The sequence below is a fragment of the Nostoc sp. DedQUE05 genome (assembly GCF_034530955.1).
GTDB lineage: Bacteria > Cyanobacteriota > Cyanobacteriia > Cyanobacteriales > Nostocaceae > Nostoc.
The window spans coordinates 176,739-188,722 of the sequence record NZ_JAVRCB010000011.1 but is presented as its reverse complement, the minus strand read 5'-3'; the positions used below and the strand labels follow the sequence as shown (position 1 = coordinate 188,722).

Here is an 11,984-nt window from a genome sequence, read left to right as displayed (position 1 = left end):
TGGGCATTGGGCATTGGGCATTGGGCATTGGGCATTGGGCATTGGGCATTGGGCACAAGAAGCAGAGGGGCAGAGGGGAAAAACTTAGTGTAACTTCTCCTCTGCTACTATGCCCCATGCCCAAGAAAGCTGATTTCCTTCCAGAATTACTGGTATGGATATGGAATTTGGAGTTAGTTATTAAGATTGCATCCGAGAATTCGATAGCTGACACCTGAACGTGCTAAAACATCCTTAGCAGCGCGTCAATTCAGAATTGCTACATCACTAAAAGCTCGTAATTGCACTTTATAACTGATGTAAAGATTTTCTCTGGAATATCTTTACAATCCCAAATCCAATATCCCAAATTGTTATGACAGTTGCTCAAAGTCCTTGTGTTTTGGTGATTGAAACCGATGAGAGCCTTGCAAATCAGCTTTCTTGCGATTTGCAAGAGGCCGGTTACGAATCAATTTTGGCTCATGACGCAACGAGTGGTTTACAACACTGTCGCGATCGCCAACCTGCTTTAATTGTTTTAGACCGGATGCTAGCAGGAGAATCAGGACTCTCATTGTGCAAAAATATGAGAAGCACTGGTATGCGATCGCCTGTATTGATTTTAATGGCAAGGGATACAGTTGACGATCGTGTAGCTTGTCTAGAAGCTGGAGCGGATGATTACATCCTCAAACCTTACCGCTCAGAAGACTTTTTGAAATTGATTCGCCTCTACTTGAAACCTGATGTAGATACCACAGAGCAATTACGCTTTGGGGATTTAATTTTAGACATAGCAACTCGCCGTGCCATACACAACGGGCGACCAATTGACCTGACAATGAAGGAATTTGAACTATTAAAATTCTTAATGGAACATCCCCGTGAGGTATTAACCCGCGAACAAATTCTAGAAAATGTTTGGGGTTACGACTTTCTGGGTGAGTCAAATGTAATTGAAGTGTACATCCGTTACTTGCGGTTAAAAATCGAAGATGAAGGTCAAAAGCGCCTGATTCAAACAGTGCGAGGCGTAGGGTACGTTTTAAGAGAATCCTAGTATACTATAGCGGGAGTTTGCCTATCTCCTTGCCTCATTCCCAGTTTCGGATTGGGAATGTAAATTTGGGTGCTAGTGCCTTCCAGCCAAGGGGTTTTTCTGCCTACAACACTGTAAAATTGAAGTCTAAATAACAAAATCGAAAAGCTATATGACTCGTCGGCTAAGTTTGCTCTCGATAGTGCTGAGTATTTTTCTGATGGGTTGTTCTGTGCCAACGACAGCTAAATCTCCCAGCCCCACCTCTGATTCTAAAACTCCAGCACCAGAAAGTTTAGGTCAAAAACTACCAATTTCTGCTAAAGCTATTGTGCCTAATGGTACAACGATTCAATTAGAGGTAGCGCAGACGCCAAAACAGCAAGCGATGGGATTGATGTATCGCCCAGCTTTACCAGATGACCGGGGAATGCTGTTTGGATTCCCTTCAGCACAACCAGTCAGTTTCTGGATGAAGAATGTACCTGTACCCCTGGACATGGTATTTCTACATAAAGGTGTAGTTAAATATATTCAGGCTGCTGCGCCTCCTTGTACAAGTGAGCCTTGTCCTACCTATGGCCCCAATACACCAATCGATAAGGTGATTGAACTTCGTTCTGGAAGAGCTGCCGAATTGAAGTTGAAAGTGGGCGATATTCTCAAAATTGAGTTTTGAAACTTTAGTGCTTTGCGGAGATAAAAACTTGGGTAATTACTCGGTTGAGAGCCTATACGGTCGAAATATATGTTTTTTTTGTAAAAAATGTCACTGTATGTGGTCAAACAGCACTTGTAACGCTACTATTTAAAAACTGTGGTAATAATGTAAAATTCTACTGTCTCAAACCGGAAATCGCAGTTTTCAGGTTTAGTCTCAAAAATATTCCCTTGGGCGTAAGTGTAAATAGTCGCCAATAAGAGAGTATAGGCTATGGAATCTTTATTACTACCTGTGTAATTAAATAAAACACAAAGGTAAATAAGATGAAGCCAATTTAATTAAGTAAAAATACTGCTTAATAAGCTAGCAGATGATTTGTATGAGAATTTTTATTTCTCAGACCATCTATAAGAAGCCTCTGTTGAAGGCGGATTAACAAAAACTGTGCTGGGGTGTATGGCCGAAAACGGCACAGTCACAGATGAAATACTAGCTACTGTCTACCGAGTAATGGTGAACTGATATATGACAATACATTCTGCACAAGGAGGTGAGATACAAATGTCACCATCAAAATATTCTCGGCTGATTCATTTTTTGCAAGAAGATTTGGCAATTTCCACAGCATCACTAGCGGTGGCACTTCGGCATCGGGAGCAAGACCCAGGTCCTTTGGCAATGATTCTTTGGCAATATGGGTTAGTTACTCTAGAGCAATTAGAACAAATTTATGATTGGCTAGAGACGGCGTAGGTTATAGCAATTTTGGCTTGTAGTTTTTAGACTTTGACTTAAAAGTTTCTACCAAATGCATATTAGCAGAATCTCAAACAATACTATTTATGCCAATTTTGGATGATACTAAGTTGCCAAAGTTAGTCTTGTTTGGTGTCAAAGATACAGTACGACTTTCTTCAGAGCAAATAATACTATCTAGGGCAACTTGGTGTTATTTAAAAGGATTGAGGTATGTGACATCAACTCTACCTTATGCAAAGGTTTCTACTCTATATACAAATCAAAAGAGCGAGTTGATAATTTAACTCGCTCTTTTGATTTATTACTCAGGACTGACTAAACACTTTAACTGCTGCTGCTATGCCAGAACCAGGGGTGAAATCTTCGTAGCCAAGTTCTGTGAGGGTAACTTCTAAGGATGCAATACAGCTAAGGATATCGCGATCGCTCACAAAACCCAAGTGACCAATACGGAAAATTTTATTGCTCAAATGATCTTGACCACCAGCTAAAGCAATATCAAAGCGTTTTTTCATCAATGACCGAATTTTATCGGGTTCAATTCCTTGTGGTGCTACAGCTGTAATCGCCGGACTAGCAGAATTATCTGCTGCAAGCAAAGGTAAATTTAACCCTTTTATGGCAGCGCGAGTAGCATTTTTCAGCCGTTCGTGTCGAGCAAATATTGATTCCAAGCCTTCCTCTTTCATGATTCGTAACGTCGTGTGTAACGCTACGATCAAGTTCACAGGCGGAGTAAATGGAGTTGTATTTTTGGCTGTAGCTTTGCGATATTTGCCTAAGTCCAAATAATATTTCGGTAGCTTCGCAGTTTTGTAAGCTTCCCAAGCTTTGGCACTGACAGAAACAAAACCCAATCCCGGCGGAATCATATAACCTTTTTGGGAACCAGAAGCGACGATATCCAAACCCCAAGCATCCACAGGTAGATTGAATGCACCCAAGCTAGTAACGGCATCAACGATAATTAAAGCTTCACCGTGTTCTTTAACGTGGCGGTTGATGGTTTCTAAGTCATTCAACACACCCGTCGAGGTTTCACTGTGGGTAATAATTACAGCTTTGATTTGCTTTTGGGTATCTGCTTGGAGTTTTTCGGCAAATACTGCGGGGTCTAAGGGTTTTCCCCATTCCACCTTAACTTCTTCTACATTCAAACCGTAGGCTTGACCGACTTCTACCCAGCGTTCGCCAAATTTACCATTAGAGCCAACTAAAATGCGATCGCCTGGAGAGAGAAAATTAATTATTCCCGCTTCTACAGCACCCGTACCACTGACATTCAGCGTCAGCACATCACTTTGAGTTTGGTGCAGCCACTTGAGGTTTTCTGTCACCTCTGCCAATATGTTGCTAAATTCACTAGTACGATGCCCAATCGGATGCTTGGCTAATGCCAGTAAGGCAGCTTCTGGCACCGGTGTAGGGCCTGGAATCATCAGCATCAGCTTATCGTTCATGTTTCTATCCTAAAAGTCAAATAAAAGTCAAAATTGTGGGAAGTCGGTTAAGTCTGATAGCAAATCCTAGATATTCATCTACAAATTCCACTCAGATTGTCACCAGCATTGTTGTATATTTTCCAAATTTATAGGAAAAGTATCGTGGGAGTTAACGATCGGTCCGCTTGACCTTTGCAATTTATACCAGACTCCAACTCAGATAAAACTTTTGTTCCAGGCAATCTTACCACACACCTAGACGCCAGGTTAAGGTGTCTGCTCATAGGCGAAGGGCTATTTTAGCCAAAGATGAAACATCTATCTAGATGAGGCACAGGTACGATAAATTCTTAAAATCTACCCATAATCCACCTCAGTTGTTTTTATAGAAAAACGCGAAATCGTTTTGAATATCGCGGTAATTATCGCTGAAAAAGTTGTGTTTTGCTTCCATGAAAGAAGTAACTCCCTACACTATACAGAAGACTTGGATGTTACCGTTTGCTAAGAGATAAAAGATACCCAACCCAAACTTTTCAATCTATTTGGATCAAACATTTGTTCTTGGGTTGCCATTCTCTAAACAATACCTTCGTTTATGATTTATTTGAGTCAAAATCGCTTTGATACCAATATCCAAGCCTTTTCTAGGTTATTTGATAGCGACTAATTTGACGCAGAAGTTGAGATATCTATGCTACTAATTGCTGCACTTTTTGATACTGCGCTTAGTAGTAAGCAATGTCGGCGGCGGGTAGTAATAAACTATAAGTTTTTATACTATACTTACAAAATTGCTACAATCGTGCTTAGTCTCCTTAGTTACTATTCACGGTGAGTCGTTTTTAACTAGTGTTCAGTTCATAAAGTGTCACTCACCAGATCCCCGGTATTCTTACAAAAGAGATATTCTTAGTTAGTGCAAGGAGTGATACCATTTCACCACATGTTTGTCACAAGTTATCCCCGTAATACTCCCTCAGTAGGGAGTGTTGCAGATTTCAAATGTTGCATCAAACGAGTGAGTTGGTATAAGCTTTTACGGAAAAGCGCTTGAGTAAGCAAAATTCTCAAGCGCTTTTTTGTGTATAAATAAAACAGTCCACCTCTCTGGACAATCGGATAGATGTTTTTAAATACACATATACCAGACAAGGAACCTACTGTTATAAAAATTGTTGCAACATATACTTGATAACTCAAGCATTTGTGCGTACCATCAAAACCTTGTTAAGTTACTGGACGTACCACACGAATTAGTTTTCCTTGCAAAGGTTCTTCTTTTGCCACAGCCTCATCTATCCGTGCTGCAAATTGTTGCCAATTACGATTATTCGTGCAAACAAAAATACCGAAGTGGTTAGAATCACGACGATGCAAATGGATAAAATTAACTCTGTTGATAGTTAATATTGAGCGTTCTTGACTTATGGCAAATGCTAGCACTTCCTCATCAGGTATACCTTGTCTGCATTTTCTGCTTCTTGAACTGTCAAAATATCATGCCCCAAAGCGCGTAATAATTCTACAACTGGAAATGGAAACTGCTCATCTGTGTAAAACCGTGCCATTGATTAGGCTACCTCATTACGCTCAATTGCCAATTCGATTTCATCGGGATGAGCTTCTGCATATACCCAAGCATTAGCTAAATCTGTAGCTGTAATAGTTGGATAGCTCGTCAAAAGGTCAGCATCACTATATCCAAGACCGCGAGCTTCCACAAGTACCCAAACAGGAATACGAGTTTTAGCGATGCGAGCCTCTCCACCACAAACTCTAGGAGTTTTTTCAATTCCTTGCCAATTGTTGCCAAGACTTTGAGCAAATAACTGTATAGCCTGCAATTTTTCATCAGGACTGAGGGCAAGAAGTTGTTGTTCTAACTCTTTGAGTGTCACGGATGTAAATCCTCTGATGTTTTGTCAGGCTAAATTTACAATTTTATCAATTGCTAAGTACAAGATTTCATTAATTCGTAGCGAATTCCCTATGGTAAGGCGTTCGCGTAGCGTCTCGTAGAGAAGCGCATCTGCGTTTAAATTTCAACTCTCAATTTGCCACGATTTTATGCAAAACTGTACTTAGCTAACTACAAAATTCACTAACTTTCCAGGCACCACAATTACCTTTTTAATCTCTTTACCTTCGATGTAACGCTGGGCAATTTCTGATTCACGAGCATATTTTTCCAACGCTGCTTTATCTGCTTGTGCTGGTACTTGAATCGAGCCGCGAGTTTTACCCATAACTTGAATCACTAAAGTGATTTCATCAGCTATTAAAGCAGCTGGGTCAAATGATGGCCAAGTTTGAGTATGAACTGAATCACTTTCACCCAATAAATGCCACAATTCATCAGCAATATGTGGTGCAAATGGTGCTAGTAAAACCACCAAAGTGTGAATACCTTCTGCGTAAATTGGTGAATTTTTGCCGTCAGCATCAGTTAAGGCATTACTCAACTTCATCAATTCTGAAATAGCGGTATTGAATTGATATTCGTCTTCCACGTCTTCTGTCACTGCTTGAATCGCCGTGTGAATCGCCCGCCGCAATTCCTTTTCTACCTTAGTTAAATCAGATTGGGGTTTTTTATGGGATACCCCAGCCGCAGTATAATCTGTTACCAAACGCCAAACCCGATTTAAAAACCGGAATTGTCCTTCCACATCGGCTTCATCCCATTCCAAGTCTTTTTCTGGCGGCGCTTTGAACAAGATGAACATCCGCGCTGTGTCTACACCGTATTTGGAAATTACATCTTCTGGCGCTACACCGTTGCCCTTTGATTTAGACATGGTAGCGTAGAGGCGTTGCAGTGGTTCGCCTGTTTGGGGGTCACGGGGGTCAGCAGAATTTACCAGATTAGAAGGAATCCATTTATCTTTCCCACCCTTATTAGGATTTAGATAAGTTAAACCCTGTACCATACCTTGAGTTAAGAGGCGTTGGAAGGGTTCATCAAAGTTTAACAAGCCTCTGTCCCGTAGTACCTTAGTAAAGAACCGCGAATACAACAAATGTAAAATTGCGTGTTCAATCCCACCCACATACTGGTCAACTGGCATCCAGTCGTTTATTTTACTAGAATCGAAAACTTGTTGTTCATTCTTAGCGTCAGGGAAGCGCAAGTAATACCACGAGGAATCAATAAAAGTATCCATCGTGTCAGTTTCCCGCTTTGCTGGAGTGCCACAAGTTGGACAAGGTACATTTACCCAACTCTCCAACTGAGTCAAAGGTGAACCACCACGTCCAGTAAATTCCACCTCTTCCGGCAACTGTACTGGCAAATCTCGATCGGGAACTGGTACTATCCCACAGTTGGGACAGTGAATTACAGGTATCGGTGCGCCCCAGTAACGTTGCCGTGAAATCAACCAATCCCGTAAGCGATATTGCACCCGTACTTTACCAAAACCTTGTTGTTCGGCGTATTCAATTATTGCTTGTTTAGCATCAGTGGAAGTCATACCAGTAAAAGCCCCAGAATTAATTAAAATTCCTGGTTCAGTGTATGCCTGGTTATATTCAATTTGGATGAGTTGAGTGACTTCATCATTCTCTGATGTTGGAGTTAAGTCAAAACCTGCAACATCATCTGGGGAAGCTATGACAAAATCAACTGGCAAATCATAATTTTTGGCAAACTTAAAATCCCGGACATCGTGTGCCGGTACACCCATCACTGCTCCAGTACCATACTCATACAGTACATAATCAGCAATCCAAATCGGCACTTCTTCTCCTGAAAATGGGTTAATTGCCTTACCACCTGTGGGTATACCCCGCTTAGGTTTGTCTTCAGCAGTACGTTCCAACTCACTTTGATTAGAAACCTCTTTAATAAAGGCTTCTACCGCTGCTTGTTGTTCTTTTGTAGTGACGCGCTTTGTTAAAGGATGTTCTGGTGCTAACACTAGGTAGCTAACACCATAAACTGTATCTGGGCGTGTGGTGTACACTCCGATTTTTTCATCTATCCCAATAATGGGAAATTCTAAGTAAGCGCCTGTAGATTTGCCAATCCAGTTTGCCTGCATAGACTTGACGCGTTCCGGCCAACCTGTCAATTGATGCAAGTCGTTGAGTAATTCTTCAGCATAGTCGGTAATCTTGAAAAACCACTGGCGTAATAATTTGCGCTCAACTATTGCTCCACTGCGCCAAGAACGTCCTTCGTTATCAACTTGCTCATTTGCTAGTACAGTTTGATCGATCGGGTCCCAGTTTACAGCCGCTTCTTTTTGATAAGCTAAACCCGCTTGCAAAAACTGCAAGAAAATCCATTGCGTCCACTTGTAATAATCTGGCGAACAGGTAGCGAGTTCGCATTCCCAGTCAATAGATAAACCGAGACGCTGCAATTGTTGCCGCATCTGGGTAATATTCTGATAAGTCCATTTTGCTGGCGGTACACCACGGTCAATGGCGGCATTTTCTGCTGGCAAGCCAAAAGCATCCCAACCCATTGGGTGTATTACCCGATACCCTTGCATTCGTTTAAGGCGGGCAATCACATCGGTAATCGTATAATTACGGACGTGACCCATGTGTAGGCTGCCCGATGGATAAGGGAACATGGAAAGAGCATAGAATTTTGGCTTGTTGCTAACTGTCGGTGTCTTATCTAAGCCAAGTTCTACCCATGTTTTTTGCCATTTTTCCTCAATTGCTGCTGGGTTATATCGGGAATCTACAGAATCACGTATTTCCAATGGTTTCATGCCTGTTACACTTTATTTCTACTAATTTTCTAGCATTTACTTACTAGTACATTTGAACCACTATATTAAGGGAATTATCTGTCTAGTAATTTTCTAATTTAATTTACAAAATCAATTTACTATTTCTTTCTACCCCCTATTTCTATCTATTTTATATCCCTAAAGTTCAACAAGTTTAGGTATATAGTGCATAAAAAAGTCCCTAAGCTTAGGATGCTGGGGACTAGATGTATTTGGTTCTAAACTGATTTACTGGGTTAGCAATCCGATAGCCATTTCAAGGTGTATCTTAGCTTTGTGCAAGTTAAGCAAATTTTCTTGGTCGTATCTGTCAGGATAGCTCATAGCTTTGCCTTCCATCGTCAGCTTAATCAGTGCTGCTTGCTCATCAGTGGGTGAATTCATCTCATCTCTCAACAATGGCTAATCCTAAAGCAAATCCAGAAAATTTAAAAAAATTTACTACTGACAGAGAGGAGCCACTGACCGAGAAAATGAATATACGCATGACTAAGACAATGAAAGAGGAAGTGCAGCAACAAGATAACCCTCCTGAATTTTGTAGAGAAGCTATTCAAGAGAAGTTAGATAAAAATAAAGGGCAAGAGTAGTACTTAATTGTTTAACTTTTAATCTGAGTAAACAAAAATACCTCTAGAACTGATATCTAGAGGTATTCAACATCATAGGTTTTGATTGCTGTCAAGTTAGATGGTTAAAATAGGCGATGGTTGAATCAAATCTAAAATTTACTGATTTAGTACGGGTTTTTGTCTACGGCACGCTTAAGCCAGGTGAAGCTAACTATAAAAGATACTGTGCTGGCAAAGTAGTTGATGTCAAAACAGCCATTGTACAAGGCAAATTATTTGCTCTGCCAATGGGCTACCCAGCGATGACGCTAGGGAATAGCCAAGTTTACGGATATTTACTCTCTTTTTCCAACCCTAAGATTTTAAATGAGCTAGATGTGCTGGAAGATTACCAGCCAAATAGACAAACACCAGAAAACCTCTATAATCGACAAATTATCGAGGTTTATGAGCCACAGTCGCTCTCTTATAGTTGGGCTTGGGTTTATTTAATGACTCTAGAACAAGTTGAGCAATTAGGAGGTTTACTCCAACCTAGCGGCTGGTGGAGCGGCTGTGGTTTAACCCTAGAGTACAGTTTTGAACTGTAAACTTTGCGATTAGTTTATGTCCTGTTTGGGGTCGTGTCGTTGCGGCTGAACCTGATAAATTGAATTTTCTGGAGAGGCTACTGCTGCTTTCGGAATTTCAATTACCGGGTTATTTAGTCCCACCATCAGCGGGGAAGGGGGAACTATAGACGCTGAGGACGTTTGTATCGGTTCTCTTTGTGGTTGTTGCGCCAGTTGCGGCACCATCGAACCACCACCTACTAAGCCAGATATTGCACCGATCGCACAAGCAGCAACAGCTGCACCTGCCGCTATCCAGTTTAAACGGGAGCGGCGGCGCAAACGTGTTAATACTTGCTGAACTGTTTCTTCTGGCGACTGTTGGGCTGCTGGCACTGGGAGCGTCCGCAAACCTTGGCGCAGTTTTAACAGTCGGGCATACAAACATTTAACTGAGGCATCATTTGCCAGCCATTCTTCTACTTGCCTGCGTTCGGTGGCTGTGACTTCACCATCGAGGTAAGCACTCAATAACTCGAAGCGATCGCGCTTCACCATATCCATAAGACCCGTTGATTCATTGGTATGCTTGGCCATTCCATCTGACAAATCTTGAGGAAGTTGCAAAGGAGAACGGTCGTAAAACTGAGAATCAGTAGTCATCTTAACATTATTACCAATTCATACACGGGTAAACTGGGCGGGAATTTTGGGAAAATTAGCCAATTTTCTACCTTTAGGCAGAAACAATCTACGTCTTTCTAGTAATTTTTAATCTATGCTTAAATTCTGCCATTGGGCAGAAGCAAGATACTGTAAATTAAGAAAATTAGGAGTCTAGATAATTCTGCAAGTGGGCTTGCAGCCTCGATCTAGCTCTGGCGATTCTGGACTTCACTGTTCCTAGAGAAACTCCAGTGATTTCGGCAATTTCTTCATAAGCCATGCCTTCGATTTCTCTGAGGACAATGGTAGTACGAAAAACTTCTGGTAAATCCGCGATCGCTTCCCGCAATTGCTCGTAAAATTCTCTCGTTGTCAGTTCTTCTTCAGGGCCTGGGGTATCACCAGCGATTTCCCAATCCATCTCGCCGTCCTCTAAGGAACGGGGAGCATCCAGTGACAAAGGACTCATCACCCGCTTGCGTTTACGTAACTCGTCGTAAAACAAGTTCGTGGCAATGCGGCTTAACCAGCCCCGAAATTTAGCAGGCTCTTGTAATCGGTTAATGTTCCGATACACTCGAATCCAAACTTCTTGAGCCAAATCGGCTCTGTCAGGCCAATCTGGAGCTAAGTGGTATAGAACTCGATCGACTTGACTTTGATAGCGGCGTAATAGTTCCGCAAAAGCAGCACGATCTGGTCGCAGTCCGGCTTGACAGCGCAAAATTAAATCGTGGTTAGGGAGTTTGTCAACTTGCACTGATGCTTCTGGATACTTTGCATCAACCGTTGACCAGGATACAGTAATCGATTGACTCATAGATCGTACTGGCTCTAAATCATCCCTATCTATTAGACCTGCTAATGGTACAGAAGTTCCATGCTCAGGTGACGGATTTATGACTGGAACACTGAAGCAGACAATTTTGGATATATTTGTAGCAATAAGCAGAGCCACTTTTCCTTATACTGCTCCCATAGTTGCCTAAGACCTATCAACGAACAAAGGCGCGATATAATGCACATTTTAGTACTTTTAGCAACTGGGTATATACGCTTGCTCGAGATAATTAAATTTAGCTATAAAAATGAAGATAAAATTTTGTAATTCTAACTTCTTGATACCTTTAAAATTCGGGTAATAATTTCTGGAAGTTAGGTTGCTGTGGTTGCTAAGATGGTGATTTAATTTTTTGATTTCGTTACCAGAATAGTTGCTGATTGTTCTGATTGTGGACCGAAAGCAGTACTAGAGTTATGTTGCTCTGGTACGCGAACTTGAAAAAATAAATTGAGGGAAAATGTAATTGTTACCGCTAGCAATAGTTTTTCAAACATGGTTTTTCATCCACCTACACCATTAATGATTGATTGCTACATTTCAAGAGTTCCACTAAAAAGTCCGAACAGAGGCTTACGACCCTCAAAACTTTGGAGGAATGAGGTTGCTCACTTGAAGTTTTGCCGCTGGGAAAATTTGCATAGTCTTAGTTTGCCCAGAGGTGTTGGCAGATTTATAGCGGAAATGATAAGTATTGATAAATTTTTGATGACCGGA

At 41.3% G+C, this 11,984-nt stretch carries 13 protein-coding genes and 1 pseudogene; 6 read left to right on the top strand and 8 right to left on the bottom strand.

Features of this window, described 5'->3' with window-relative positions:
* From RMZ42_RS10705 to RMZ42_RS10690, 4 genes and pseudogenes are all read left to right on the top strand, one after another.
* Positions 1–218 (top strand): annotated as a pseudogene (locus RMZ42_RS10705) (hypothetical protein); the annotation flags it as partial.
* 137 nt (positions 219–355) lie between these two features.
* The gene (nblR, locus tag RMZ42_RS10700) at positions 356–1,042 is read left to right on the top strand and encodes a response regulator transcription factor NblR (protein WP_099103317.1); all 687 of its coding nucleotides are present in this window, start codon (positions 356–358) and stop codon (positions 1,040–1,042) included.
* Positions 1,043–1,193: 151 nt separating this feature from the next.
* A complete protein-coding gene (locus tag RMZ42_RS10695) occupies positions 1,194–1,700 on the top strand; it encodes a DUF192 domain-containing protein (RefSeq protein WP_322671399.1) in 507 nt (168 codons plus the stop codon).
* A gap of 510 nt (positions 1,701–2,210) precedes the next feature.
* A complete protein-coding gene (locus RMZ42_RS10690; protein ID WP_292736094.1) occupies positions 2,211–2,438 on the top strand; it encodes a DUF2949 domain-containing protein in 228 nt (75 codons plus the stop codon).
* Positions 2,439–2,749: 311 nt separating this feature from the next.
* Here RMZ42_RS10690 and RMZ42_RS10685 read toward each other — a convergent pair whose 3' ends face one another.
* The 6 genes from RMZ42_RS10685 to RMZ42_RS10660 form a co-directional block, all read right to left on the bottom strand.
* On the bottom strand, positions 2,750–3,904 hold the full coding sequence (locus tag RMZ42_RS10685) for an alanine--glyoxylate aminotransferase family protein (RefSeq protein WP_322671398.1): 1,155 nt from the start codon (positions 3,902–3,904) through the stop codon (positions 2,750–2,752).
* Between the two features lie 1,212 nt (positions 3,905–5,116).
* Positions 5,117–5,332 (bottom strand): DUF5615 family PIN-like protein, encoded by a 216-nt coding sequence (locus RMZ42_RS10680; RefSeq protein ID WP_322671397.1) that lies wholly within the window; start codon positions 5,330–5,332, stop codon positions 5,117–5,119.
* Entirely contained in the window at positions 5,326–5,457 is a 132-nt protein-coding gene (locus RMZ42_RS10675; protein WP_322671396.1) for a DUF5615 family PIN-like protein, read from the bottom strand. Before RMZ42_RS10675 ends, RMZ42_RS10680 begins: the two co-directional genes overlap by 7 nt.
* A 3-nt stretch (positions 5,458–5,460) precedes the next feature.
* The gene (locus RMZ42_RS10670) at positions 5,461–5,787 is read right to left on the bottom strand and encodes a DUF433 domain-containing protein (protein WP_322671395.1); all 327 of its coding nucleotides are present in this window, start codon (positions 5,785–5,787) and stop codon (positions 5,461–5,463) included.
* A 183-nt stretch (positions 5,788–5,970) separates the two neighbouring features.
* Entirely contained in the window at positions 5,971–8,616 is a 2,646-nt protein-coding gene (gene leuS / locus RMZ42_RS10665; protein ID WP_322671394.1) for a leucine--tRNA ligase, read from the bottom strand.
* A 249-nt stretch (positions 8,617–8,865) separates the two neighbouring features.
* Positions 8,866–9,021, bottom strand: a complete 156-nt coding sequence (locus tag RMZ42_RS10660) for a hypothetical protein (protein ID WP_322671393.1) — start codon at positions 9,019–9,021, stop codon at positions 8,866–8,868.
* A 14-nt stretch (positions 9,022–9,035) separates the two neighbouring features.
* Between RMZ42_RS10660 and RMZ42_RS10655 the strand changes: the two genes are divergently transcribed.
* Together RMZ42_RS10655 and RMZ42_RS10650 are read left to right on the top strand one after the other, a co-directional pair.
* A complete protein-coding gene (locus RMZ42_RS10655; RefSeq protein ID WP_322671392.1) occupies positions 9,036–9,227 on the top strand; it encodes a hypothetical protein in 192 nt (63 codons plus the stop codon).
* A 116-nt stretch (positions 9,228–9,343) separates the two neighbouring features.
* On the top strand, positions 9,344–9,799 hold the full coding sequence (locus RMZ42_RS10650) for a gamma-glutamylcyclotransferase family protein (RefSeq protein ID WP_322671391.1): 456 nt from the start codon (positions 9,344–9,346) through the stop codon (positions 9,797–9,799).
* A 9-nt stretch (positions 9,800–9,808) separates the two neighbouring features.
* Here RMZ42_RS10650 and RMZ42_RS10645 read toward each other — a convergent pair whose 3' ends face one another.
* Together RMZ42_RS10645 and RMZ42_RS10640 are read right to left on the bottom strand one after the other, a co-directional pair.
* Complete coding sequence (locus RMZ42_RS10645; protein WP_322671390.1) at positions 9,809–10,423, bottom strand: anti-sigma factor family protein; 615 nt, start codon at positions 10,421–10,423, stop codon at positions 9,809–9,811.
* Between the two features lie 166 nt (positions 10,424–10,589).
* On the bottom strand, positions 10,590–11,246 hold the full coding sequence (locus RMZ42_RS10640) for a sigma-70 family RNA polymerase sigma factor (protein WP_094352725.1): 657 nt from the start codon (positions 11,244–11,246) through the stop codon (positions 10,590–10,592).
* Between the last annotated feature and the right edge of the window lie 738 nt (positions 11,247–11,984).